This is a genomic window from Microbulbifer sp. ABM4_008 (genome assembly GCF_056311705.1).
The window spans coordinates 4,842,992-4,869,748 of the sequence record NZ_CM149970.1 but is presented as its reverse complement, the minus strand read 5'-3'; the positions used below and the strand labels follow the sequence as shown (position 1 = coordinate 4,869,748).

Annotated in this window: 23 protein-coding genes; 10 read left to right on the top strand and 13 right to left on the bottom strand. The window is 49.5% G+C overall.

The annotated features are described in order from the left end of the window. From ACYX4J_RS21150 to ACYX4J_RS21115, 8 genes are read left to right on the top strand one after another with little or no spacing between them, the layout of a single operon-like run. A complete protein-coding gene (locus ACYX4J_RS21150; RefSeq protein WP_476177490.1) occupies positions 1-2,265 on the top strand; it encodes an MMPL family transporter in 2,265 nt (754 codons plus the stop codon). Between the two features lie 3 nt (positions 2,266-2,268). Continuing rightward, positions 2,269-3,498 (top strand): NAD(P)/FAD-dependent oxidoreductase, encoded by a 1,230-nt coding sequence (locus tag ACYX4J_RS21145; protein WP_444940303.1) that lies wholly within the window; start codon positions 2,269-2,271, stop codon positions 3,496-3,498. Positions 3,499-3,533: 35 nt separating this feature from the next. Continuing rightward, the gene (locus tag ACYX4J_RS21140; RefSeq protein WP_444906734.1) at positions 3,534-4,034 is read left to right on the top strand and encodes a DUF3261 domain-containing protein; all 501 of its coding nucleotides are present in this window, start codon (positions 3,534-3,536) and stop codon (positions 4,032-4,034) included. Between the two features lie 2 nt (positions 4,035-4,036). Continuing rightward, positions 4,037-5,197, top strand: coding sequence for a beta-ketoacyl-ACP synthase (locus ACYX4J_RS21135; RefSeq protein WP_444940302.1), 1,161 nt, complete (start codon positions 4,037-4,039; stop codon positions 5,195-5,197). 5 nt (positions 5,198-5,202) lie between these two features. Further along, a complete protein-coding gene (locus tag ACYX4J_RS21130; RefSeq protein WP_413663951.1) occupies positions 5,203-5,649 on the top strand; it encodes a hotdog family protein in 447 nt (148 codons plus the stop codon). After that, positions 5,650-6,378 (top strand): 3-oxoacyl-ACP reductase FabG, encoded by a 729-nt coding sequence (fabG, locus tag ACYX4J_RS21125; RefSeq protein WP_282930472.1) that lies wholly within the window; start codon positions 5,650-5,652, stop codon positions 6,376-6,378. Continuing rightward, on the top strand, positions 6,378-7,604 hold the full coding sequence (locus ACYX4J_RS21120; protein WP_444906732.1) for a beta-ketoacyl-ACP synthase: 1,227 nt from the start codon (positions 6,378-6,380) through the stop codon (positions 7,602-7,604). The genes fabG and ACYX4J_RS21120 overlap by 1 nt, the downstream gene beginning before the upstream one ends. Before the next feature lie 36 nt (positions 7,605-7,640). Then, a complete protein-coding gene (locus ACYX4J_RS21115; protein WP_444906731.1) occupies positions 7,641-8,174 on the top strand; it encodes an acyloxyacyl hydrolase in 534 nt (177 codons plus the stop codon). Positions 8,175-8,228: 54 nt separating this feature from the next. Here ACYX4J_RS21115 and ACYX4J_RS21110 read toward each other — a convergent pair whose 3' ends face one another. The 3 genes from ACYX4J_RS21110 to ACYX4J_RS21100 form a co-directional block, all read right to left on the bottom strand. After that, complete coding sequence (locus ACYX4J_RS21110; protein WP_476177489.1) at positions 8,229-8,627, bottom strand: hypothetical protein; 399 nt, start codon at positions 8,625-8,627, stop codon at positions 8,229-8,231. Between the two features lie 23 nt (positions 8,628-8,650). Beyond that, the gene (locus ACYX4J_RS21105; RefSeq protein WP_444906730.1) at positions 8,651-9,142 is read right to left on the bottom strand and encodes a hypothetical protein; all 492 of its coding nucleotides are present in this window, start codon (positions 9,140-9,142) and stop codon (positions 8,651-8,653) included. A gap of 274 nt (positions 9,143-9,416) precedes the next feature. Beyond that, positions 9,417-10,298, bottom strand: coding sequence for a LysR family transcriptional regulator (locus ACYX4J_RS21100; protein ID WP_413663956.1), 882 nt, complete (start codon positions 10,296-10,298; stop codon positions 9,417-9,419). A gap of 124 nt (positions 10,299-10,422) precedes the next feature. On the opposite strand from ACYX4J_RS21100, the gene ACYX4J_RS21095 reads away from it, so the two are divergent. Beyond that, the gene (locus tag ACYX4J_RS21095; protein ID WP_282930466.1) at positions 10,423-11,199 is read left to right on the top strand and encodes a ferredoxin--NADP reductase; all 777 of its coding nucleotides are present in this window, start codon (positions 10,423-10,425) and stop codon (positions 11,197-11,199) included. Positions 11,200-11,338: 139 nt separating this feature from the next. Then, entirely contained in the window at positions 11,339-11,902 is a 564-nt protein-coding gene (locus ACYX4J_RS21090) for a lipocalin family protein (protein ID WP_444906728.1), read from the top strand. Here the strand turns inward: ACYX4J_RS21090 and ACYX4J_RS21085 are convergent. From ACYX4J_RS21085 to ACYX4J_RS21040, 10 genes are all read right to left on the bottom strand, one after another. Further along, positions 11,891-13,582 (bottom strand): hypothetical protein, encoded by a 1,692-nt coding sequence (locus tag ACYX4J_RS21085; protein WP_444915075.1) that lies wholly within the window; start codon positions 13,580-13,582, stop codon positions 11,891-11,893. The two genes, ACYX4J_RS21090 and ACYX4J_RS21085, sit on opposite strands and share 12 nt — an antisense overlap. After that, complete coding sequence (locus ACYX4J_RS21080; protein ID WP_476177488.1) at positions 13,579-15,807, bottom strand: hypothetical protein; 2,229 nt, start codon at positions 15,805-15,807, stop codon at positions 13,579-13,581. The genes ACYX4J_RS21085 and ACYX4J_RS21080 overlap by 4 nt, the downstream gene beginning before the upstream one ends. Beyond that, a complete protein-coding gene (locus tag ACYX4J_RS21075; RefSeq protein WP_476177487.1) occupies positions 15,800-17,020 on the bottom strand; it encodes a BatA domain-containing protein in 1,221 nt (406 codons plus the stop codon). The genes ACYX4J_RS21080 and ACYX4J_RS21075 overlap by 8 nt, the downstream gene beginning before the upstream one ends. A 1-nt stretch (position 17,021) precedes the next feature. Beyond that, the gene (locus ACYX4J_RS21070) at positions 17,022-17,924 is read right to left on the bottom strand and encodes a DUF58 domain-containing protein (RefSeq protein ID WP_476177486.1); all 903 of its coding nucleotides are present in this window, start codon (positions 17,922-17,924) and stop codon (positions 17,022-17,024) included. A gap of 5 nt (positions 17,925-17,929) precedes the next feature. Continuing rightward, a complete protein-coding gene (locus ACYX4J_RS21065; protein ID WP_282930460.1) occupies positions 17,930-18,928 on the bottom strand; it encodes an AAA family ATPase in 999 nt (332 codons plus the stop codon). Positions 18,929-18,930: 2 nt separating this feature from the next. Further along, positions 18,931-19,656: a DUF4159 domain-containing protein gene (locus tag ACYX4J_RS21060; protein WP_282930459.1), complete on the bottom strand. Its 726-nt coding sequence runs from the start codon at positions 19,654-19,656 to the stop codon at positions 18,931-18,933. Positions 19,657-19,870: 214 nt separating this feature from the next. Continuing rightward, the gene (locus ACYX4J_RS21055; RefSeq protein WP_476177485.1) at positions 19,871-21,502 is read right to left on the bottom strand and encodes a TldD/PmbA family protein; all 1,632 of its coding nucleotides are present in this window, start codon (positions 21,500-21,502) and stop codon (positions 19,871-19,873) included. A 27-nt stretch (positions 21,503-21,529) separates the two neighbouring features. Next, a complete protein-coding gene (locus ACYX4J_RS21050) occupies positions 21,530-22,861 on the bottom strand; it encodes a TldD/PmbA family protein (protein WP_444895545.1) in 1,332 nt (443 codons plus the stop codon). 35 nt (positions 22,862-22,896) lie between these two features. After that, the gene (locus ACYX4J_RS21045; protein ID WP_444892495.1) at positions 22,897-24,528 is read right to left on the bottom strand and encodes a TldD/PmbA family protein; all 1,632 of its coding nucleotides are present in this window, start codon (positions 24,526-24,528) and stop codon (positions 22,897-22,899) included. 197 nt (positions 24,529-24,725) lie between these two features. Continuing rightward, the gene (locus ACYX4J_RS21040) at positions 24,726-26,138 is read right to left on the bottom strand and encodes a nicotinate phosphoribosyltransferase (protein ID WP_476177484.1); all 1,413 of its coding nucleotides are present in this window, start codon (positions 26,136-26,138) and stop codon (positions 24,726-24,728) included. Positions 26,139-26,757 lie beyond the last annotated feature (619 nt).

Below are 26,757 nucleotides of genomic sequence, written 5' to 3'. Positions count from 1 at the left end.
ATGTCACGTCGAGTTGTTATTTGGCTTTCCTTTGTTAGTGTAATTATTGGGATAACTGTATTACGCTATCAATCCAGCTGGCTACAAACAGATATTTTGTTATTAGCTGATAATAACTCCGACTCGGTAAGTAGTGCTGGCATCCAGAAAAAAGTCAGTCAGCAATTACAGGGAAGTTTAATTTGGGTTTTAGTTTCTGAAGGAAAAGAATCACAACGTCTGGCCATGCATACCCAAGAGTTGGCGCAGAAACTAAAGGCCGCTAAATCTTTAGAGTCTGTTGAATATCGTTGGGCCGATTCTGAAAGCTATAAAGAGGAGTGGGAGCTGCTCTTTCCTCTGCGCCAACAGCTACTCAGCCCTGAAGATAGGGCGTTATTAGACGTTACGCCAGAGGAACTTATACAGCGTCAATTGAGTAAATTATACGGGCCTGACGGCGCTGGAATTGATTTGGAGAAAGATACTTTCTCAACTTTTCGCAATTACTTTACCGCAGATATTGGAATTACTCCACAAGTCTTTGATGGAATTCCGGTACATACAGAAGGACATAAAGTTTTTACCCTGCTTTATACGCTGGCCGCACCAGTTGATTTGACTGGAGAGAGCGATATATCACTTCTTTCTTTACAGTCAGAATTAAAGCAATGGGCTCAAAAAAATGGTTATTCGCTGCTGGTAGCTGGAGCCCCCCTGCATACAGAGTATGCTGCTGCTATGGCACAGGATGAAATACGCCTGATTGGCTCCCTTTCGATCCTTGCTATTTGCTGTCTATGTATTGTTGTCTTTCGCTCATTAAAACCTCTACTAGCCTGTACATTCGCAATTCTATGTGGCGTGGCCAGTGGTATATCTGGTGTTATTATTATTTTGGGCCAAATTCATATACTGGCTTTTGTATTTGGTACAACGGTTTCTGGATTGGCGATTGACTACGCATTTCACTTTATTTGTAATAGATTGAGGCTGGGCAAGCCAAAAGATAAGGATATATTACCTGGGCTATTGCTGGGCTTGATATCAAGCTGCTTGGCATTTTTCTCTCTTGCATTAACACCTTTTCCGCTTTTACAACAAATAGGGGTTTTTGTCGGCTGTGGTTTAATAGGGGCTTGGTTGACTGTGATCCTGCTATTCCCACGCTGGATTAATATTAAGCATAGGCCTTTATCGTTTTCCAGTCAGTTTCCTAAACTCAATATTAGGTACTACCTGTTTCCATTGGTTGGGCTGTTGATGTTTGGATCTGCGGCGCTTCAGAAAATTCAATTTAATGATGACCTAAAACTGTTTTACCAGCCTCCAGAATTTCTTACACAAGATGAAATAGAGCTAAATTCTCTGATTAAATCCCGGCCAGACTCCCGTTATTTTTTGGTTTTTGGTGAAGATGAACAACAGGTATTAACACGAGAATGGGAACTTAGAAATCAACTAGGCTATTTAGTAGAAAAGGAAATTATTAGTGGTTTTCAGGGGGTAACTAACCGGATACCTCCAAAAGAGGTTCAAGAAGCTGACTGGAAGTTATTGTCGAAGTTTTACAGTGGGGATGCTGTCAGGTCTTTTTATCAGCAATTGGGTTATCCTGAACAAGATATTAACCAGCAGTTAAGTTCTAAAATACAGCCATTCAATACCTTTAATTTCTCTGAATGGTTGCCAGTTGCAGGTCGGCAATATAAAGGATTATGGCTGGGTTGTGAAAATAATCACTGCTATTCTGTGGTACGTATTTATGGCTTAAAAGAAGATTTGTCATCTTTAGAGTTACTGCCTGGAGTAACCTATGTTGATACTACCAGAAGTATCTCTAATGTTATGTCACAACAGCGTGATCTGTTGCTGCAATTACTGCCATTAATATTCATTGTTGTATTTCTGGTAACTGCAACTAAAACAGGAATAAAACAAGCCTTAAGTATAGTTGCACTTCCATCCAGCGCAGTACTAGGCACCCTGGCGATAGTGATTTTACAGGGATCAGCAATTAATTTATTTCATGTTGCGGCTTTATTACTTGTCTTTGGTATTGGTATAGATTACGCAATATTTAGCCATACAAGCAGGAAAGCTGAGCAGCATTATACCCTGCTGGCGATAGCTATGGCTGGGTTAACAACTTTTTTAGGGTTTGGTTTGTTAGCATTGTCTGGCACACCGGCGATAGCAAATTTTGGGTTAGTCCTGGCTGTGGGCACAGTATTAACTTTGTTGTTGGCATTTTTATTTTTTTGTACACGGGGTAAGGGATATTAGCCAATGAAAGAAATTAAGTCTGACGTTGTTATTATTGGTGCCGGTCCTGCCGGAGCTATCGCAGGTGCGTTATTGGCTAAAAAAGGTTGGCAAGTTTCGATAGTTGAGCGGGAAGAATTTCCTCGCTTTTCTATTGGTGAAAGCCTACTGGCTCAATGTATCGAGTATCTTGAAAAAGCAGATATGTTAGAAGCTGTGAAATCAGCGGGCTTTCAATATAAAAATGGTGCTGCTTTTGAGTGGGATGGTGCTCGTACATCATTTGATTTCCGGGAGAAGTTCTCCCCTGGGCATGGCACCACCTTCCAGGTACAGCGAGCTAAGTTTGATAAAATCCTGGCTGATGAAGCAGAGCGCCAGGGTGTTAAGGTCTATTATCGCCATTCTGTAGTGTCAGTTGATATTGCTGAGAATAACGCAAAGTTAATTGCCGAGAATGACGGCGAAAACCTGGTTTTCCAGGCGCGCTTTGTATTGGATGCCAGTGGCTTTGGCAGAGTTTTACCGCGATTACTTGATCTCGATCGTCCGTCAGAGTTTCCTGTTCGAGAATCCGTATTTACACATGTTGAAGACAATATTGATGATAGCCATTTTGACCGGGATAAAATCTTAATCACTGTGCATCCCAGTGAGCGGGATATTTGGTACTGGTTGATTCCCTTTGCAGATGGAAGAGCTTCTATTGGGGTTGTAGGTGAGAAAGAAAAGATTTCGACCTGGGGGCAGGATCCGGAACAGATATTGAAAGGGGCTATTGCCTCCGCCCCCGAGTTGGCAAAAACTCTGCGCAATGCCAAATTCGATACAGAAATACAACGTATTCGCGGATATTCCAGTGATGTGACCAAACTGGCCGGCCCTGGTTTTGCGCTTTTGGGGAATGCCGGTGAATTTCTAGACCCGGTATTTTCATCCGGTGTTACCATTGCAATGAAATCTTCAGAGTTAGCAGTTGAGTGCCTGCATCGCCAGCTCTCAGGGGAAGCGGTTGATTGGGATGAAGAGTTTATTGAACCCCTGAAGCACGGTGTGGAAGTTTTTAAAACCTATGTCAAAGCTTGGTATGACGGTCGTTTCCAGGATGTAATTTTTTATCAAACCGACCAAAAAGAAATAAAAGGCATGATTTGCTCAATCTTGGCTGGTTATGCATGGGATAAAAAAAATCCGTTTGTTGCCGCTGCTGAGCGTCGATTGAATACGCTGGTAGAAATATGTTCCGCCAAGTAATACTGTTTTTGAGCTTTCTTACTCTGGTGGGGTGTATGTCCACAGGGGGGAGGAAAGAAGAGCTGCAAAGTTGGCCTTTGGCCCCGTTATTGAGCGAGGGACCGCGCCAGCTCAATCAACATTTACGCATTGTCTATCAAGGCGATGAGTATGAATTGATGGCGGCTACTTTCCACACTATGGAGAGTTTAAAGCTATCTCTTCTCAGCCCTGAAGGGATAAGCCTGCTGGATGTTACATACGATGGTAATGAGGTCAGCACCCATTACCACATGAGTAGAGCAGAGAGAGTGCCACCAGAGAAATTGCTGGCAGATATCCAGTTTGTATACTGGCCAATTGCCCAGCTTCGTGAAGTATTGCCCGTAGGCTGGAATTTGGACGAGGCTATTGTCGAGGGAATTTACACGCGAAAACTCTCACGCAATGGTGAAGTGAATTCAGTGGCTCGCTATAGCAGTAAAGATATTTGGAGGGCCCAAATTGAGCTGGAGCACAAACTACTGGGTTATAGGTTAAGCATTAGGAATTTCTAAGTATGAAAAATTTCTATCTTAATCATATGGGGATCATCTGCACCCTGGGAAATACTGCTGAGGCAGTAGCTAATTCCTTGTTCGGTGATGAGAGTTCTCATATGCAGGTCGATGAAACCTATTTGCCACAATACAGAGGGAATCTGGGTATTGTACAGGGGAAGCTGCCTGATTTACCGAGTTCGTTGCAAGATTACCACTGCCGCAATAACCAGCTGGCTATGGCTGTGCTGACTCAAATTGAAAGTGCAGTCGCTGAACTAATAGAAAAACATGGTGCGGGCCGAATTGGCGTTGTGATGGGAACCTCAACCTCGGGAATAGACTCAGGTGAGGCCTACTTAAGTGGTGAGAAAGAGACCGGATATAATTATCGGCTTCAACAGCAAATGGCTGGTTTAAGTACCTTTGTTGCGAAGTACCTGGGAATCCAAGGCGTTCAGCTCACCGTCTCCACAGCTTGCTCGTCCAGTGCCAATGCTTTTGCCTGTGCCCGGCGCCTTATCTCAACCGGTACTTGTGATGCCGTTGTTGTTGGCGGTGTGGACTCCCTCTGTGGCATGACAGTCCGGGGTTTTCATAGCCTGGGGGCACTTAGTGCCGGCCAGACCAATCCTTTCAGCGTTAATCGGGATGGTATTAACCTCGGTGAAGCTGGAGCAATGTTTGTGCTTAGCAAAGAGCCTGGTCCTGTGGTTCTATCCGGTGTTGCTGCCACGTCTGATGCCCACCATATGTCGGCCCCAGACCCAGAAGGACGTGGTGCGGAAGCCTGTATGCGCGGGGCTCTGGAGAATGCTGGCTTGGATACCGCCGACATTGATTACCTGAATCTTCATGGTACGGGAACGCCACATAACGACTCTATGGAGGCTCTAGCCGTTGAAAGAGTGTTTGGAAGCAAGCTACCGTGTTCTTCCACAAAACCTCTCACCGGGCACACACTCGGTGCTGCAGGCGCTCTTGAAGCGGCTTTTTGTTGGCTTGCCTTACAATATGATCAATTTCCCCGCCATCAGTATGATGGCCACTATGATCCGGAGATAGTGCGACTGAACCTGTATCAAGGCCACGAGGCTCCTGGAAAATTGCGCTATGTAATGAGTAACTCTTTTGCCTTTGGTGGGAGTAATTGCTCGGTAATCTTGGGCAGTCAGAGGTAAAATAGATGCACAAATATACTGCTGAAGAACTGGTTCCACACAGTGGAAATATGTCACTCCTCGATGAAGTGATCTCTGTAGGCGAGGAGCAGCTACAGGCAAAGTTGCGAGTTCGTGATGATGGAATATTTTCCCGCAACGGTCGTGTTCCCGCTTACGTGGGCATTGAATATATGGCCCAATCCATCGCAGCCTTCTCCGGATATCATGCAAAAGAACAGGGTAAAGACGTTCGCCTGGGTTTTTTACTGGGTACTCGCAAGTTCCTGTCAAATATCGAGAGTTATCGCTGCGGGGAAGAATTAACAATTGATGTCCAGCGCATTCTCCAGGCTGAAAATGGCATGGCGACATTTGAGTGTGTGATAACCGGCTCATCTATCGAGCAGAGCGCGCGGCTTAATGTTTATCAGCCGGATAACGTAGAACAGTATTTGAAGGAAAGAAACTAAATGTCAGAGTGGGTTTTAGTTACCGGTTCCAGTCGTGGTATTGGCCGGGCGATTGCACTTCAGTTAGCTGAAGATGGCTACGATATTGTTTTACATTGCCGCAGCCGCCGTGATCAAGCAGAGGAAACAGCAGAAGAGATTGCTAAGTTAGGGCGAAAAAGCAGAATTTTGCAGTTTGATATTGCCGACCGGGAGCAAGCACGGGATGTCTTATTGGAAGATGTCGAGAGTAATGGCTGCTACTACGGCATTGTGTGCAATGCTGGTGTTACTGCTGACAATGCTTTCCCTGCGATGCCTGCAGAAGATTGGGATTCTGTTGTACACACCAATCTGGATGGTTTCTACAATGTTTTACACCCCTTAACCATGCCAATGGTCAGGCGCCGTGCGCCCGGCCGTATTGTCGTGATGACTTCTGTATCCGGCATTGCTGGAAATCGCGGCCAGGTAAATTACTCCGCATCCAAAGCGGGTTTGATCGGTGCGAGTAAGGCATTGGCGTTGGAGTTAGCCAAGCGAAAGATTACCGTGAATTGTGTTGCTCCGGGCCTCATTGACACCGATATGTTGGATGAAGACTTGCCCGTTGAAGAAATTTTAAAAATGGTGCCTGCCCGCAGAATGGGTAAACCAGAAGAAGTGGCGGCAACTGTAGCGTTCCTGATGCACGAACGTGCCGCTTACATCACCCGTCAAGTTATCTCAGTAAATGGTGGTCTCTGCTAATGAAGCGCGTGGTTGTTACAGGAATGGCCGGAATATCCCCTATCGGCCAGGGTTGGGACTCGGTTAGTCAGGCTTTACAGAGCGGTCTTTCAGGCATTTCCTACATGGAAGACTGGGATAAGTATGAGGGGCTTGAAACCCGACTGGGCGCGCCGGTAAAGGACTTCGAAAAACCGGCGCACTACAACCGTAAACGTGTGCGTAGCATGGGGCGCGTTTCATTAATGGCGGTTCGCGCCAGTGAGATTGCGCTTGAGGATGCGGGATTGTTGGATGACCCCATTCTCAAAAGTGGTGCTGTCGGAGTCTCCTATGGCTCGTCAGCAGGCACTCCGTCAGCAGTGGCTGATTTCGGCAATATGTTGATAAATCACCGCACCGACGGCCTCAATGCGACCAGTTATATAAAAATGATGTCCCATACGGCGGCGGTCAATATTGGGGTATTTTTCGGTTTGTGTGGACGGGTTTATACCACAAGTTCCGCTTGTACCTCTGGAAGCCAGGGGATTGGGTATGCCTATGAGGCAATTCGCAATGGTAGCCAAACCATTATGGTGGCCGGTGGTGCAGAGGAGTTGTGTGCAACTGAGGCTGCGGTCTTTGACACCTTATATGCGACTTCAACAAAGAACGACACCCCTGAATTGTCTCCTCGTCCCTTCGACCGCAACCGGGATGGATTAGTTATCGGCGAGGGCGCCGGTACACTTATCTTGGAAGAGTATGAGCACGCGATTGCCCGTGGAGCCAGGATTTATGCAGAGGTCGTAGGGTTTGGAACCAACTCTGATGGCAGCCACGTTACCCAACCTCAATCGGCAACTATGCAGGTGGCATTGCAGCAGGCAATAGCACAGGCTGGGGTAGAGACTAGCGAAATAGGTTATGTCAGTGCGCATGGCACAGCTACGGACCGAGGCGATATTGCGGAAAGCCACGCAACCCGTAATGCATTTGGGCGTGCAGTACCCATAAGCTCACTTAAGAGCTATACCGGTCATACATTGGGTGCCTGTGGCGCATTGGAGGCTTGGATAAGCATTCAGATGATGCGTAACGGTTGGTTCCATCCCACGATTAATTTGGCAGAGGTTGATTCTGACTGTGCGGAATTGGATTATATCCAGGGCAGTGGAAAGCACATCGATACTGAGTATGTGATGAGTAATAATTTTGCCTTTGGCGGAATCAATACATCTTTAATATTTAAAAGACGTATTTAATTTTTCTCTTAGAGAGCTTTAACCTAGGGATAGCATATGAAGTGGGTACTGGCTGTAGTTTCGACAATTCTTTTGGCTCAGCCAGTTACTGCTGATGAACTCTTAGTGAGTTTTGGCGGTGGCCCGCAACCTGATTCAAGTCAGAATAATAAAACCTACGGGATAGATTATTCCTTTAAAACATTTAAAAAGAGTTACCGTCAGCATATTGATATAGGTGTTAGCTATACTGAGCTAACTACTGATGCTGATGAAAATAAACGTATAAGAGCGTTTTCCATCTATCCTCAATTGAATCTATATCCCAGGCAAAGAAGTTGGGGGCAACCTTATTTCTTTGTTAGAGCGTTGGGTCCTAGCTATATTTCCAGCAACCAATTGGGAAACCGTCGTCAGGATAATAACTTTTCTTTCCAGGCACAGGTTGGATATGCTGCGCGAATTAACTGGAGAGGGAAAGAAGATCTGGTGCTAATGGTTTCCTGGAAACACTTCTCCAACGCCAACCTGTTCAGTGACAATGATGGAATAGATATTCCGTTTGTTATTAATTTGGGCATGAAAATCTGATTTCCAGTTAAGATAGTTCCCCAGTAGTCACAGCTACTGGGGATATAAAAGCTATCAAATGGACAGTTCTTTTATAATTGCGTCATTCAAATTTCTAACCCAGCGATTGTAGTTTCTGTGAATGGTGTAATATTTTTCACTATAGTCAAGCATATCGCTGTCTTTATAGGTGATACTATAACTATTAAGGTTATATATAATATCTGCTTCAGCATGATGCTTGCGAACGTTAATGGTGGCTAATATTTTCCCAGGAGCAACTTGTTGACAAGTCCAGTTTCTCGCGATACATCCTGCAATAATTGATGTTTTAATTGAATCTTGAGTTTGAGCTGACCCGTCAAGACGATCGGGAATTAATCTACTTTCAATATTCATAACCGGATTACTTGTACAGCCAGATACTATTAATGCAAAGGCTGCAATAGATATAAATTTAATAATATAATTCATGAAATTTCCTTATTGGGGTGAAGCTAAATTTTATGGTTTCTAGAGATCCACTTGGCTACATCATTACCAAGGGTGTGAACACAACGTTCGAGAACACTGCAGGAGCTTTTGAATTTATAAAATAAACCTCCACTTGAATTTCTGGTGGTCTTGAGAGTATCTATTAAGTCGCCGTTTTTGTAGAGTTCAGCCTCAATTGAGACTGATTTTTGATGGCTACCTGAAATATATCTTCCGCTATATGCATTGAGAATTGTTAATTTAAGACTGTATCCCTCTGATTGAATATCCAACTCTGGGTCTAGTGAACTGGCAACTCCATGTTTACCAAGAAATTTCTTGGTTGAGCTAGAAAATTGATAACCAAGGTTATTACACTCTTTAACTATATTGGATGCAATTAATTCTTCGTCGTGATATTCGGCTTTTTTATTGATGGAAATCAGGCCATTTCCGTAAGCGGATAGTGAGAGGCCGAAAACAGCACCAAACAATAAAATTCCTTTAATCTTCATATAATCTCTTTGTAAGTAAGGAGCAGACCACTTAAATAATCATAGATAAAACTATAAGTTGGGGAGGTCGTCTTAGGTTGCGTAATTTACCAAAATAAGTAGATGGGTAGTAGATCTTGAATTGATGATGGACATGGATGAGAACTCATCATATGCAAAATTCAGGGTTAGCCCATATGGCTTATAGGCTGAAATGGTGTAATTCTACTGATTTTAAGCAAGCTAGATAACTCTATGATTTAAATACAAATTTTCTCAAATAATTAATCTTTTTTTATCCTGCTGAGTCACATAATTCCATCCATCGCTTAATTCCCGCGCTTCTGTATTTTTGTCGATGCAGGACAAAATAAAACTCTCGATGAAAGTCTCTATGTGGTACGGGTAGCTCAATAAGTGAGCCGCGCTTTAAAGCATCAGTTAATGAAACACGGGAAAGGCAGCTGATTCCCAATCCCGCTTCTACGGCTCGCTTGATCGCTTCTGTATGCTGCAATTCCAATAGGATATGTAGTTGTGGCAATAGCCCTGCCATGGCTCTTTCAAAAGTCTGTCGCGTTCCAGAGCCCGATTCCCGGGTGATCCAGGTCGCACCGATCAGGTCTTTATCGGCGAGGCGCTTGCGGCCTGCCAAAGGGTGGTTTGGTGCACAGAAAACAACCAGCTCATCATGGCGCCAGGGGATGATTTCCAGATCCGGGTGATTGATCTCTCCTTCAATTAATCCCAGGTCCAATTCAAAATTGAGCACCCTCTCGGCAATCGCTGCGGTATTGGCAACTTCCAGTTGTACTTGAGTACCGGGCTGCTCTTCCATATAACGAGCCATCACGCTGGCAGTCAGGTAGTTGCCAATGGTCAGGGTGGCTCCGATCTTCAGGCTTCCCAGTTCCCGGTGAGTAGCCAGTGTCTGCTCAAGTTCCTGGGCTCGCTCCAGGAGTTCTTCCGCCCTTGGCCACAATTGCCGTCCCAGTTCATTGAGGCGCAATCGCTTACCGGTGCGCTCGAACAGGCGCAACTCAAACTGCTGTTCAAACTCTTTCAGCGCTGTGGAGGCTGCGGACTGGGACATACTCAGGCTCTCCGCAGCACGACTGACATTTTCGTGATGGGCACAGGCAAGGAACACCTCTAACTGGCGGAGCGTGTAGCGCAAAGGGATATCTCCAGTTGATCGTTAAAATAGATAAGGAATATCGAAATATCCCACTTTGCCAATAGATCTTCTAGGGCTAAAATTCAACTATCAAGAGACTCGTGGAATAACCGGTTTTAAGTTTATGTCCAAATTGAATATAGAGAAGGTGTTGGAAGTCCATCACTGGAACGACACACTGTTTAGCTTCAAGACCACCCGGGATTCGGGTTTTCGCTTTGAGAACGGACATTTCACGATGATCGGTTTGCAGCAGGACAATGGCCGTCCACTGCTGCGCGCCTACTCTATTGCTAGTGCCAACTACGAAGACGAGTTGGAATTCTTCAGTATCAAGGTTCCCGATGGCCCCCTGACCTCCCGCCTGCAGAAGATTGTGCCGGGCGATGAGATCTACGTGAGCCAAAAACCCACCGGTACTCTGGTGGCGGACCACCTGCTGCCGGGCAAACGCCTGTGGTTGCTGTCCACGGGTACTGGCTTGGCACCTTTCATGAGCATCATCAAAGATCCCACGGTCTACGAGCGTTTTGACCAGGTAATCCTTACTCACGGTGTTCGCTATGTTTCTGAGCTGGCTTACCAGGAGCAGATCGAGAACGAATTGCCGGAACACGAGTACTTTGGCGAGATGGTACGCGAGCAACTGCTTTACTACCCAACCGTCACCCGTGAGCCCTATCGGAATACTGGCCGCCTGACTGATCTCATGCTGTCCGGAAAGCTTTTCACCGATCTGGGTGTGCCCAAGCCGAGTGTTGAGGAAGATCGCTTTATGCTGTGCGGCAGCCCGGCAATGCTGAAGGATCTCACCAATATCCTCGATGACTGGGGATTCAAGGAGACCCGCGCAGGTGTACCTCACGAGTATGTGATTGAGCGCGCTTTCGTCGAAAAATAAGTTGGCCAGTCCAGCGATAAAAAAACCACCCTCGCGGTGGTTTTTTTATGGGTGAAATACAGATTCCCGAAACTATCCTGATCTTGTGAAACCCCTGCCTTCTATTCTGACTTGAGGGGAGCTTGCTGGGAGTGGCTAGATGAAGCTGTTTTCACTGGGTGTATTACTGATTTCCTTTTTCTGGCTGGGTGCCTGTACCCGGGTGCCGGAGGGGGTTGAGCCTGTCCAAAACTTCCAGCTTCAGCGATATTTAGGTCACTGGTATGAGATTGCTCGATTGGATCACTCATTCGAGCGCGGCCTGACCCAGGTAACTGCCGACTACAGTCTCAACCATGATGGTTCTGTCGCGGTGATTAATACCGGCTATTCAAAAGCGCGTGATGCCTGGCAAATGGCGGAGGGGAGGGCCGAGTTTGTCGGCCCGAAAAATGTGGGCCATTTGAAAGTCTCTTTTCTTGGCCCCTTTTACTCATCCTATATCGTGATTGCTCTATCGGATGACTACCAATACGCGATGGTATCTGGCTACGATAAATCCTATCTGTGGATATTGTCCCGCACCCCAACCATGCCCAAGGATGTGTTGGAGCAGTTTTTACAGAAGGCCAAAGCTTTGGGGTATCCCGTCGACCAGATGATATTTCCCAAGCAAGAGGCTAAGCCCGGAAATAAGCCCTCGGTGCAGCCCTCAGGGTCGTGATCTGTTCAAAAGCCTGCGTTCCCGCCACCAGCTTATACACACTAGCAACAGCAATATAAGGGCCGGCCATTGGCGCCCCAACAAAACCCTGTTTGCCTGATTATTTGCTTCTGGCCCCAAACGTGCGGCAGCCATTAGTTGGGTTTCCCTGGCATTCAGGGACTGCTGCCATAGAGGCCAGTCCTCTTTGGCAAAGATATAGAAGTCTAGTACCGACTCCCCTTCCAATTCAGTCCAAAGCTGGTGCCAACCTGAATTTTGGGGCCAGAAGCTGTAGCACTGACCCTGGGAACTTCTGCTTGCGGCGATTCCTTTGGTAGAGCGGGAGCTATCTTGAAACTCTGATAAGAATGGACTCTGATCAGAAAAAAGTGGGCTGCATAGGGTGATGCGTTCTTGTGTACGCGGTAACTCATTGGAGAGGATTACTGGCTGCTGACTACCCAAATGCTTGAGTTGGTAATCAATAATGGACTTCCACAGGCTGGCGAATTCAGTAGTAAAGCCACTGGTTAGCCAGCGATGGCTGTCACTAAATAGGATAAACCCCAGGTGTTGTGTCTCAGTCGAACGCCCCCAGAAATGTGGGGACTCTCCATTGCCCAGTAAAAAGTCGTAGGAGCCGGGCTGTGTGACTTTGAAGCCAAGATTACGCAGTGGGGGAATCTCTGGATTGTCCGCTTTTTGGTAGCCAAAGCCGGAATGTAAGTGGGTGGCTTCTTCCTTTTGTAGAGGCATGGATTGGGCAGCAGCGTACTGGAGAAACTCTTCAGAGCTATCGCTAGTGACTAACCACAACAGTGACTTTGTAGTGGCCAGCTCGTTGAGCTGACGCTTTTGCAGAGCAGAAAATTGTGGCCACAAACTGCTGTCGAGTATCACTAAATCGAAGGGACTTTCATTCGTGAATAAATCTGCAGACCCGGTAAGTGGAAGGCCGTTGAGAGTTTCTTTTCTTATGATTTCAGGTGCCAACTGGGTCATCACTTGTGCTGTTACACCGGATTGGCGCAGCCAGCGAGAGAGGGCTGCCGTCTCAAAAGAGGGGCGTGCCAGCCACAGTAATAATTTGGGTTGGAGCGGTTCTCGCACCAGGATGGGTAAAGGATCTGTATGGGTTTCGCCGGCTTCGCTTTCCGTCCGTACCCGGTATAGCTGGGGGCCCGCGAGTTTTGGAGTGGCAGTGAGTTGTGCCTGAATTGTTTCTCCCACTTTCAGCTCAAGACTGTCTTCAATATGGCCGTAGGGATTGAGCAGGCTAATTTTTACGTTTTCAGTCAGTGGCTGGTTGTTGTGAACCTTTAACTTTAAAGAATCACCAAAGGTAATTTGCCGCTGCCAGTCCAATTCCCAGCGGCCATCAGATTCCAGGATCTTCGATAACTCCAGACGCACCGGTGCCAGGTCCCGAAGTTTGTCGCGGCCGAGTGGCTCCCCATTGAGAGAGATATTTTCCACACCATTGAGATTTATTGGATGTGAGCTCGCCAGCTGTTTGCTGTTGATAGAGATATTGCGCTCGGTGGGAATGATCGCCGGCGGCTGCCAGAGCATCCAGGCACTCAGCCAAATCGCCAATTGCAAGCCATAGTCGAACGGCTTGGTACCTCGGCGGCGCAACAGTACGAGTGATGTTAAACAGGCCAACAGGCACAGGCCGGGTATCAAGAAATCAATCACAATGATTTCTCCCCTTGCTGGTGTAGCCAACGGCTGAAATGGCCGTCGGCCTCAGTTTGCAAAGGCAGTGAAGGCGCAGACTCCGGTGCTGGCAGTAGCTGATAGAGCAGCTGATTCAGGGAGTTCGTGCAATCGATGCAATTCGGTTGCTGGTGGCGCTGCTGGTATAAACGCAGCTGTTTGGACAGTTCCAGGCCGAGATCTATTGATTGCTCTGCAGCTAGCTCATTTATCTGCACCAGCAGATCGGTATCGAGTTCGGCGCCAGAGTCTACTTGGGCCATTAGGGCGAGTACCTGTGCTCTTTGTTTTTGTTCAAAGGCACTGTCGACAGTTCCTGGCGTTACGTCTTCCCGTTCACCGCTAAGCCGGCGGCTTTCGTCTATGGGGGGCGCCTCGAACCCGACTCTTTGTAAGTAAATACGCGAAGCCTGCTGTACCTCCTTGATAAAGCGCAGAGCCCGGTGCTGGTGGGGCAGGGAGGCTTGGGGCTCTATAACCGACAGGTCGCGCCAGGAACTCCACATGGCATTCAGCGCGTTGCGCAGTAGCTCCTTGGTTTGGGGATCGAACAGGGTGGCATGCTCTGAGCTGTCATGCCGGTGTCCGGCAGAAGCAGCTATGCGCTCTGCCTGTTGGAAATGGGAGTCTCGCTGTGCAAAGGGAGTGGCATTTTCTTCGCCATGTGATTGGTGCTCACCTTGTTCTGTATGATCGTGGCTATGGCCGTGTTCGGATTCTTCTTTATCATCGTGCTTCTCGCTCTCTGCGCCAGAATGCTCCGCTTCCGAATCCTCTTTGCCGAGAAAGCGGCCGTAGCGCATGCGCAGCAAATTCTGTTCATAGGCTAAACCCTCGGAGCGTTTGCGAAACTCCTGTGGATGCAGCTGCTCTCGCTCGGCTAGTAGGGCCTCGGTGTCAATAATCAGCTGGCGTTGGCTGCGGAAGTACTCCGGTAATATCTTAATCGCCATCCCCTCGCTGTCACTCAGCCCGAAAATCTCTTCTTGCGGCCAGCGCAAGATAAAGTGTTGGCTCTTGGCAACGTTGGCGCTGGGCTCGCGGTTATCCCTGGCCTCCAAATACCAGTAAAGTTCATCTCCCGCTTCCATGGAAAACTGGTGGATGGGCAGGAGGAAATCGTAGCGAGCTGCTTTCTTATCTTCCGAGGAGTTTGTTAATAAAGCAGTGGGTTGCAAACTGGTGAGAGCAATACGCTCTTCGCGAAAGCGTAAATTTTCCCCGGTGCCGCTGGCGAGGGTGACCAATAAATCCGCAGAACTCACCTGGTAATCATCATTAATGATTACTTTCACGGGAATACTTTGAGCGCTGCCTTGAATCGTATCGACGCGCAAGCTGGGTGCCTCAAAGGTAAACTCCGGAGCATTGTCTTTTTGCACCCGAATATTATGAATTTCCGGCAATAGCATTTGGCTCTCCGCGAGTTGCACTGAGAGCTGGTAAAAGTCTGCTTTAGCGATTGTGCGTTGTAATTGCCATTTTTTACTGGGTAGATCACCTAGTGGAGAAAAGGCGAAGCGCTCAGTTTCGGCCAGCATTTCCAGCCCTTGCACCGGTTGATTCAATTCAAGTTGCCACTCGACCGCAGACTGCTCCGGCACGTCGACTTGTAGGGATTGGCTGTCGGCTGCGAGCCCAGTGTAGGCGGGCGGCTGGATATGGGTTGCCGCGCGGGTTATGGCGAGCTTTTCGGCAACGGGAATAGCCGTATTTTGTTGCGTGGTCTCAGTTTTATCCCCGGTGAAGTGAGAATCGCTCAGTACAAATAACAATAGTCCCAGGCAGGCACCAAAAGCATTTGTCAGGGTACTGCGGAGTTTTTTTGGACCGAAAAACGACCGGTCGCCACTTTCCAGCAGTTGTTGCAGCTCTGTTTCGATACGCGTGCGCTGTAATTGCTGCAATGGACTTAGGTTGGTTTTCTGTTGGCTAAGCAACTGGCTGCTGTCTTGCAGCTGTGGATATTGTCCATCCAATTGTCGACATAGGCTTTCAGGGCTTGGGCGCCAGCTGCGATCCAATAGAATTGCTACAACAATAATTCCGAGCCAGGCGAGCAATAGCCACTGTGGCCAGCCGAATACAAAAATGCCCAAGCCCGCCAGAAGGCTGAGGCCAGTGGCAAGCCAGAGATAGGGCCACAGGGCTGTCAGTTGCCAGCGCCTGCGCACAGCGTTAAGGGTGGACTGGTGCTTATGCATGGTCGGCCTCCCTATTACTATCGATTGCCATGATGGCTGGGGGACGAGATAGGGCAATTAGGCGTTCAAAAGCCAGAAGTAACAGTAGGGCGGCTATTAACCAGGGTTGCAGTTGTTCAATACGGCGGTTTTCTACCTCGCTGTCTTCTACAGGAAGGCCTGCCCCAGCTATGTCTGCCACTACTTTATTGGCAGACCAGTGGCCACGATTTTGGTGTTGCAGAGCCCAGTCTTGCCCAGACCAGTGCTGCCATAAATGTTCAGGTAAATCTGCGCGGCGATAAAAGGCCTCGCTGTACCAGTCACTTTCGTAGCGCAGCCAACTTCCCCGTCCCACTGAGGCCGCTTGAGCTGACTGGCTGTTATCCACAGCAACGAAGTTGAGATTATCGGCAGGGGGGATGCTGTTGTCGGTGATTAACAGGCTGCCATCTGAAACAAATTCCAGCACGGCTTGTGGCAGGGGAGCGGGGCCCGTGTAGATCAACCAATCTGCCTGCTCGGCATTGGGTGTCTCTTCTTGTTTCTGAATATGCACCGATAGTCCCGGCATATTGCTTTGCCAGTCTTCCAGCACTGGCGCCCACCAGCTGGGTGGTTTGCCCATTAAAGCGATACTCGGTAATGCCGGGCTCGGAGCTGTGGATATTTTGTCGAGGCCGTGCCACTGCCAATGGGGGCTGACTCTTAGTGCCTGGTGGGATGCTGGAACCCCGTTGTTTATCAACAGGATATGAGCCCTGAGCAAATCCGCCCGGCGTGATAGTACTGATAGAGTTTTCCACAGGTCCACATTTTGTGGTGGGGGTGAGGTTACGGAAGGTGTTTCTGGGGATAACCACAGTACTTTATAACCTTCCCCGACAACCTGCGGCAGTGAATTGTGGATAAATGTATTCGCTTCGCCCGCCCCAATTCTGGGGTCTACCAGTATCACGTCCTCTTGGGGATAAATTTCCGGTTTAATCAGCGGCTGTGCCAATAAACCTGCCAGCAGGGCGACGATTAGCAGGCGCAATAGCAGCAACCACTTGTTATCCACAATAGGGCGGCGCGCGCGACTCTGTGAATATCTTTGTACCCATTGCAGCGCAGCAAAGGAGATCTGCTGTGGATTACTTCGGCGCAGCAAATGAATGGCGACAGGGATAATCAGGGCTGTGAATAGCCATAGCCATTGTGGGGATTGAAATAAGTTATTTATCCACAACATCTCAGCACAACCTGCCGTGCAGACGAATAAATTGCCGCAGTGACTTTTCCACAGGCTGCTCGATAAGGTCGGTCTGTAGTGAACACTCCTGTGTGGCAAAGCGTGCTTTTAACTCCCTCTGTGCTTGAGCAAAAGCATCCAGGTAAGACTGGCGTTGCCGCTCGGCGTCCACTTCTAAAGTAGCGGGAGTACTGGCGCTTACTTCTGGATTGAGCAGCTTTAGCTCTCCGACAAAAGGAAAAGTCTGCTCGGCTTCAACTAACAACTGCAGTGGCAGGCAGGGGCGGCCGGCGGCATGCAAGCGTGCGGCAAAATCGCCGATCTCATTGCCCTGTTGAAAAAAATCACTCAGCAACACCACCTGACAAGGGCGTTCAAAGTATTGCCACAGCGGCGCCAGTAGAGTGTGACCTGGCCAGTGGTCGCTGGCGTCGAGTTGTTGTAACTGAAGAGCGATTTGACGCTGGTGGCTCTCGCCCTGGCCTTCGGGCACATAAACCGTTCTGCTACTGTTAAACGCCAATAGGGAAAAGCTGTCTCCCTGGGCGTTGAGCAGCCAGCACAGGCTGGCGATCCAGCACTTGGCGTAATGCAGTTTATTCAGGCTGGGCTCGATAAAACTTGCCTGGCCCAGGGAGGCGCTGCTATCGAGTACAAAGCACACGTGCATACGGCTCTCCTGCTCGGTCTCGCGCACATAGTAGCGATCGCTGCGGGCGAACAGTTTCCAGTCGATATGGCGGATGGAATCACCCGCTTGATAACCTCGGTATTGGTGAAATTCCAGGCCGGTGCCACGGCGCTGGCTGTGTTGCACACCGAGCATTACGCCCTCGGCGATATGCCGCGACAGCCATACCAGATCGCGACAACTGGCCAGGGTTTTGGGGGACAGGTATTCCACGCTGATCAGTCCCGGCCCGGTTCCGGCACCGCCGTCAGTAATTCATCAATCAGCTGTGGCATCTGCACGCCATCGGCCTGGGCCTGGAAGCTGAGCAGCACCCGGTGGCGCAGCACTGGCAGTAACAGGCTGCGGATATCCTCGCGGGTGATGGCGAGGCGTCGTTGCAAAAGGGCGCGGGCCTTGGCGGCGAGAATCAGAGCCTGCCCCGCGCGGGGGCCGGCGCCCCACTTGATCCACTGTTGCAGGGTATCGCTGCCGCTGGTTTCCATACGGGTAGCGCGCACTAGTGCCGCCACGTAGCAGTACAAATCGTCGCTAACATGAATTTCCCGCACCAGTTGCTGCATTTCGCGCAATTGCTCTGCATCCAGGCTGGGGCTGGGTTTGACCCTGCTGGCACCGGTGGTGGAGCGCAGGATTTCAACTTCATCCCGCTCATCGGGATAGTCGATATGAATATTTAACAGAAAGCGGTCCAGCTGAGCTTCCGGCAGTGGATAGGTACCAGCCTGCTCGATGGGATTTTGTGTGGCCAGTACGAAATAGGGATCGGGCAACTTCAATGTTTTACCGCCCACCGTTACCGAGCCTTCCTGCATGGACTCCAATAGGGCTGCCTGGGTTTTCGGCGGCGTGCGGTTAATTTCATCGGCGAGCAGGATATTGGTGAAAACCGGGCCCTGCTGGAATTTAAAAAAGCGCTTGCCGGTGCTGTGATCCTCCTCGAGGATCTCACTGCCGAGAATATCTCCGGGCATTAAATCCGGGGTGAACTGTACCCGCTTAAAATCCAGCGCACTGGCATCGGCGAGGGTTTTTACCAGCAGGGTCTTACCCAGCCCCGGCACCCCTTCGAGTAGGGCGTGGCCGCCGGCCAATAGGCAGATCAACATCTGCTCCACCACGGGTTTCTGGCCGACAATCACTCGCGCAATCTCTTGTTGGAGATTGTCGAGGCTGTGCAGTTGTTCTTCGATACTATTTTCCAGGGTGGTCAGCATAATCAGCTCGTCAGTGCGTAAATAACAATGTTCACCGCAAATTTTGTGTTATCGATGGCGAGCCAGCGTTTGTTGCGGTAGTCGTAGTCCCATTCGCAGCCGAAATCTTTGTTGCTGTAGAGCACGGCGATACGGCCGTTTACAACAATGGCTTTCAGGTAGTCGTGTACCAGATCATCACCCCAGCCATTTAATTCAAAGCTGGTTACCGGCAATTCATCGAATTGAAAGAAACAGCGGTAGAGGTCGTGATTGTCCGGGAGTTTTTGCAGGCAGTCTTCGCCAAACAGCTCGGCCATTTGCGCTTCGAAGGATTTGGCAAAGAGACCGTCGATATCGTGGTTGCAGTCGTCGACAAATACAAAGCCACCGCGATTGACGTAATCGCGAAAATTCTTTGCCTCTTCCGTAGTGAATTGCACCAGCTTGTGTCCGGCCAGGTAGCAGAAAGGCGCCAGCAGCATTTTCTTATCGGCCAGCGGCACTATGTGCTCTTTGGGATCAACCCTGAGATTGGTGTATTCCACCAGTGAATTGAGCAGGTTGGAAGGCATGCGCTGATCCACATCCCAGTCACCGGATTCGTACATCAAGCGGGTGAAATAAAAATCGTAGTGCTCCTGTGCACTACCCGGTGCTGTATTTTGTGCGCGTGTGCCCAGAGGCAGCGCTGCGGCGCAGCTACCCAGGATCAGGCGCTGAAGAAAAGCCTTGCGGGTGAGGGACACGAGATAACTCTGTTACTGCGTTGGTTTTTATTGTTGAGAGCAAAGGAAAGAAGGTGCTCCGTTCGAGACATGCTGTAAATACATCCCTGTACGCTCGTAATCGGCATCCATGCCTCATTCGGTCTCGAACGGAGCACCTTCTTTCCTTCTACCCATTTATTTTCAATGCTGGGAGCTGACTGGTTTGCTGGCCAGCTCCCGCCTGGATCAATGGCTAGCCCAGCTTGCGCTTGGTGTTAATCACATTGATACCGTCGAAGCGCGCAGTGGAACTACCGTGGGATACCGCACTGGTTTGCATCGGCTGTCCCTTACCGTCAAAGAAGGAACCACCCAGGCGGTAATCATTCTGGTCGCAGACCTGCGAACAGGCATTCCAGAATTCCTGGGTGTTGGACTGGTAGGCGACATCCTCCACCATGCCGGTAATCTTGCCGTCTTCAATCTCGTAGAACAGCTGTCCACCAAACTGGAAGTTGTAGCGCTGCTGGTCGATGGAGAAGGAACCGGCACCCACAATATAAATGCCTTTCTCCACATCCTTGATCATATCGTCGACGCTCAGCTCCTCCTTGCCAGGCAACAGCGAAACGTTGGACATGCGCTGGAATTGCACGCTGGACCAGCTGTCGGCGTAGCAGCAGCCGTGGGATTCCTTTTGCCCCAGCATATGTACCTGGTCGCGGGTGGCCTGGTAGTTCACCAGCACACCGTCTTTTACCAGATCCCAGTTGCGGGTCTTCACGCCTTCATCGTCGTAGCCGACGGCGCCGAGAGAGCCGGGCTGTACCTTATCGGCAAACAGGTTGACCTTGTCGCTGCCGTATTGGAATTTGCCGCTGCGCCATTTATCGATAGTGGCGAAAGAGGTACCGGCAAAATTGGCCTCGTAGCCGAGCACGCGGTCCAGCTCCAGTGGGTGGCCGACGGATTCGTGGATGGTGAGCCAGAGGTGGCTTGGGTCCAGCACCAGGTCGTACTTGCCCGGTTTGACCGATTTAGCCGTGAGCTTTTCCTTGGCTTGTTGCGCCGCCAGGCGTGCGTCTTCGGCCATATCGTAGGAGTCGCGGTAGAGCACTGTCTGCGCTTGGATCTTGTCTTCGGCGCGGCCATCCAGGTATTCAAAGCCGCGTCCTACCGGCTGGCTGAGGCCCTGGCGGGTACGGAAGCCGCCAGTTTTCTTGTCCACTGCGGTGACCGAGAAGGGCGCCCACAAACGGTGGACATCCTGGTCGATATAGGAGCCGTCGGTAGAGGCAAAATACTTTTGTTCATTCACCAGGTACAACATGGAATTGATATAGCTGGCGCCGGCATCCATAGCGGACTTGTTCACGTCCATTAACAGGTCCACCTTGTCGGCCAGGGGGATCTGCATAGCGTTTTTCTGGATCGGTGTCTGCCAGCTCACCTCGCCGTGGCCTTTTACCGGAGCCAGCTGTACTGGCTCCTGCTGGTACTTGGAGTTGGCCTTGGCGGTAGCTACTGCCTGGCGGGTGGCGCGAGCGACGCCATCGGCTGTCAGGTCATTGGTGGCAGCAAAGCCCCAGGTGCCGTTGGCAATAACCCGAATCCCCATGCCGATAGATTCGGTGTTCACCACGTCCTGCACTTTCATCTCGCGGGTGATCACGTATTGGTTCAGGTAGCGACCAATACGCACATCGGCATAAGTGGCGCCGAGTTTAGTGGCGGTATTCAGGGCGACATCGACAAATTCTTTTTTTACAGAGAGATCAATACCGCTTTGTGTCAGTTTGCTCTCGGCGACCAGATTGCCGGACAGCGGCAACATGGAAACACCCAGGCCGGCACCGCTGAGCTGGAGAAATTTTCTTCTTTCCATTTCGTTATCCTCGATGGGTGCTGGCTGTTATACGGCGTCGGAAAGGCTGCTGAAGGTGAAGTCGCGCACTTTCAACGCGGGAATCATGGCGGACATGCCCCACATACCCACTCGCTGGGGGACGCCCATATCTTCGATATTGTTGAGCATGATTACCGGGCTCTCGTTGAAGCGGAAGTTCTTCACCGGGTATTTGATCTTGCCGTTTTCGATATAGAAGGTGCCGTCGCGGGTGAGGCCGGTGAGCAGCATGGACTGTGGATCGACCATACGGATATACCAGGTGCGGGATACCAAAATACCGCGGCGGGTATTTTTGATCAGTTCTTCGGTGGTTTTATCGCCGCCGATCATAATCAGGTTGTTGGGCTCGGGGACCACTTCGCCTTTGCTTTGCTCGGCCCAGTAGCGGCTGCGCGCCAGGTTTTTCACTACGCCGTCTTTCACCCATTCGGTGCGTCCCAGCTGCATAAAGTCACCGTCGGTCCAGGGTTGAGCCGGCACATCGAGACTGGTGGGGTCGGAGTAGAAATTTACGCGCTTGTCGAACATCTTCTCGCCGGTCCGGTTGCCGCCGCCCTTTTTGCTCATAAAGCTGCGGCCCTCGTCGGCACTGCGCGCATCGAAGCCGCTCATCATGTAACCCACCAGGCCGGACACCGCATTGGGCTCCAGGATCACGGTGTACTTGCCCGGTTCCAGGGCACGGGCTTCCTGGGACAGGACCGCTTTGTCGATGGCGACAGAGGAGGTGCTGCCGGTATTCATTGCACCGAAATCGGTAACGTCACTTTCGGCCCAACCAGAACCCAGGCCATTCTCGGTGCGCATAGTTACAGTGAAATTGGCAGAGGTAGAAGCGTGGTAGCCGAACAAGCGTTTACTGGTGGCGACTGCAGCAAAAGAGCGCTGGTCTTCCAGGTAACCTGCGGCAACCACTTTCTTTTCCTTGGCTGCAATAATGGAATCTGCCGCAGCCTTGGCGCGCTGGTCTGGAGTGATATCTGCAGTGGACTTGGCGAAGCCGTCTACGCTGACATATTTCTGCGGTCCCAGCATCGGCATGGCTTCCGGGTTTTCCGGAGATAGCTTGGCCAACTCTTCGGCGCGACGCATCACTTTTTCCAGGGAGGCATCACTGAATTCATTGATAGTGGCCACACCGGATTTCTTGCCGAAACGGGCTTCTACGGCCAGCTCGATATCATTGACGATACCACTGGTGGAAACGCTGTTGCGCGCGTAGCGAATATTGCCGGTTTCGCTGCCGGCCAGCTGCGCGCTGGCTTCATCAGCGCGGCTGTATTTTAAAACCTTGTCGAGAATACGCTTTGCTTCACTTCTACTCAGAATGGCCATTGCCTTTTCTCCAATTACTTATTCTTGTGCGCCGCTCAGGAAATCTTGCGCTTGGTATTGATTACATTAATTTGGTCAAAACGAGTGGTGGAACAGCCGTGGGAGACTGCACTCACCTGGCTCGGCTGGCCCTTGCCATCGAAGAAGGTTCCGCCCAAGCGGTAATCGCTGCTGTCGCAAATCGCCGAGCAGGAATTCCAGAATTCCTGGGTATTGGACTGGTAGGCGACGTCCTCAACCTGGCCGACGATCTCGCCGTTTTTGATCTCGTAGAACAGCTGCCCGCCGAATTGGAAGTTGTAGCGCTGCTGATCGATGGAATAAGAGCCGCGTCCGACAATGTAAATGCCTTTTTCCACATCGCGGATCATGGATTTTGCCGAGTATTCTTTTTCGCTTGGCGCCAAAGAGACATTGGGCATGCGCTGGAACTGCACACTGGACCAGCTATCGCCATAGCTACAACCGTGGGATTCCTTTTGGTCGATCATATGCACCTGATCGCGGGTAGCCTGGTAGTTCACCAGGATGCCATCTTTTACCAAGTCCCAACGCTTGGTTTTTACCCCCTCGTCGTCATAGGCGACGGCACCGAGGGAGCCCGGTTGCACCTTGTCGGCAAACAGGGTGACCTTATCGCTGCCGTACTGGAATTTACCGCTGCGCCACTTATCCAGGGTGGCGAAGGAAGTTCCCGCATAGTTGGCCTCGTAACCCAGCACGCGGTCCAGCTCAAGAGGATGGCCCACAGATTCGTGGATGGTCAGGCACAGATGTGAGGGTTCCAGTACCAAATCGTACTTGCCCGGATCGATGGACTTGGCTGACAGCTTGGCTTGGGCTTGCTCGGCTGCGAGCACTGCATCCTCGGCCATATCATAGGAAGCTTTGTAGAGCGTGGTCTGACCGCGAATCTTGTCTTTGTCGTGACCGGCCAGGTATTCATAGCCTCTCCCCACTGGGTCACTGAGACCGTTGCGAGTCTTGAAAGCACCGCTCTGCTTATCAACAGCGGTCACCTGCATAGGTGCCCATAGGCGATGGACATCCTGGTCAATATAGGAGCCGTCGCTAGAAGCAAAGTACTTTTGCTCATTCACCAAATACAGGGAAGAGCGGATATAGCTGGCCCCAGCTTTGAGTGCCCCATTGTTAACATCCATCAGGAAATCGACTTTTTCACTGATGGGGACCTGCAGGGCATTTTGTTCGATGGGTGTCTGCCAGGAAACCTCGCCCACGCCTTTTACCGGTGCCAAACGCACGGGCTCGGTTTGGTACTTGGCATTGGCCTTAGCTACGGCAACTGCTTGGCGCGCGGCAAGGGCGACGCCATCCGCTGTAAGGTCGTTGGTGGCGGCGAAGCCCCAGGTACCATTGGCGATCACACGAATACCAGCGCCAAGGGATTCTGTGTTGACGATATTCTCCACGTTGGTTTCGCGGGTCATAACGTACTGGTTCAGATAGCGGCCGATACGCACATCGGTATAACTGGCCCCGGCTTTGCGCGCGGTATTCAGGACTACATCAGCCAGGTGTCTTTTATGGGAGCTGTGCATGCCCTCATTGAGCAGCTGCTCCGCGCTGACCTGAATGCCCTGTAGAGGCAACAAAATACCACTGGAGCCGACGCCGGCGATCTTGAGGAATTTTCTTCTTTCCATTGGCTACCTTTACCCCACGAGAGCACGAGCACTCTCTCGGGTACTTATTGTTATTACGACTGACGCTGGAGGCCTTGTGTGCACGGAGGTCAGACTTTGGATACGCACAACTAACAGGACCAACCTAAAGTTGTAAAGTACTCGCTCGGTAAAGTGAAGTTTCGTAGGGGTAAGACGTTGTGAGGGTGGAACGGGAATCAGAGGGCAGCATTTCTTCGAACTTTGTCGAAAGTAATGTCCTTAAGCAGAATACCGTTGCGGTAAACCGGCCTCAGCAGGTTAGCTTCTGATTTTAGATCGCTCTGTGCAATAGTTCGAAGTGCACCATCATCGCCGCGAATCAAGGCAAGGCGGCCACCCTTGGACCTTTTCTCGGGCCCGGTTCTCGGATTCTTAAAAATATCGTACCAACTGCCATTGATACAGATAGCGCTGGCCTTCATTGCAAACCCCATCATATCGCGGTCAACTTTTTGTAGTAATCCTCCACCCATACCAAAGGTCAGATTTTCTGTGCTTTGATTGTTTTCTTTCATTGCTTGGAGAATTTTCGGGATTACAAAGCGGGTGATACCATCTCCTTGTATAACTCGAATAAAGGGGGGTAGTAATCGATACCCTTTTTTATTCTTCTGCGAGCCAAATATTCGCATCAACCTTTCTATTGCTTCTATCACGACTTTCTCTGGGTTGCCGGAGTCAGGCCTTATTACTAATGTGCCGCCACTTTGAGTAACTTTATCCTTTAATTTTTTCCCCCAGATATTCTCTATAGCATTCCACAAATCGTAGCTATCGCTGACAACAGCCACAGTTTTTCCTTCCCCAGAAAATTGCTCAAGTATATTACGGTAAGCATCTTCCTCATGCTGCTGTCCCCAAGCGATAATTGTGCTGTGTTCAGCGGCGGGAATGGAAGCTCCAGGTACAGCGGCGTTGTAAAATCTTTTTGCGGCTAATATTCCGGATATCGTATCAGTCCCCTTAAAATTAACTAAGTGAGCCATGCCTCCCAGCATGGCTGTTTCGAGACTGCTGGCTCCCCGAGCCCCGAAATCATGTAAACGAAATTCCAGCGTATCCAGATTTTCCGCTGTTTCAAATAAATACTGTGAGATAATTTTCTTTATTTCGCGGCTCTGGGTAGCTACGGTTGATGGATACCAGATACTCCGTAAAAGTGCAGTTTCAATATAAGTGGTGAGCCAAAAGCAGGAGGGGCAGGTATTAACAACCTGAGCTAAAACATTGGTTACTGGAATAACTTGTCCTTCTTCTATCGCTGTAATTTCAAGGGGCATTAAACCATTGTGGTCGTTTAAAATATGATTCCATCCATCACGGTTAAATGGCAGTCCATGGGGTTTTAAAATATTTTCAGCTTCATTAATTTGATGAAAACTGATGGGGGTGTTTAGGTATTGCTTGATAAACGCCTGCAAGCCAAAGAATACCGTCGACGCAAATTCACCGCCACGACACTCTACATAACTACTAATATGTGATGTTCCTGGGGGGTACTGCAGATAATGACTAGTTTTATAGCTATCGACATTGAGAATAGGATTTCCCAAGCACTTAAAGGATGAATTAGAGCCGGGCGCGTTCATATTTTCAAAACCATAAGTTGGCGTTGATTTTATGTCACTATTTGCCTGCTGTTATAGCGTGTAATTGATTTTTGAATTGTATACCAACCACAATGTTCAGTTTTACAGCGCTAATAGCTGCTACTTAAGCAAAGCATAAAAGCAAGCGACCCACGTTTAAAAACTTGTCATCCACTCATTTTACCTCCTATTGATTGACCTACTCTATTGGTATGTGTACATTTATATGCATGTGAGGCAAAGGAACGTCATGCTCAATGAACTCCAGTAAATTTCGGCGTGTTTACCGGCGGATGACTATGCCTACCATGGTGTCGATCGATCACAGTAGCGCTGTCACACAAAGTAAAAAATGCGTAAATTGGTTGCTGTAGAGAGAGGTTCGGCAGAGCAAAAAAATCTGCCCGGTCATAACTTTCCTGTGTAGAAGCGTTCCTTCCATTAATGACTTATTGTTTGGGAAAAAGTCATCGCAGTTTACTAATTTGAATGATATTGGAATTGCTCGTAGAGAATACGGCATTGATATAATTTAGTATTGATTCCAATCCTATTGCGCTACTTATAAAAACTCTGCTGCAGACTCGTAATACTTTGCGGAAAAATTGTCTTGCCATCA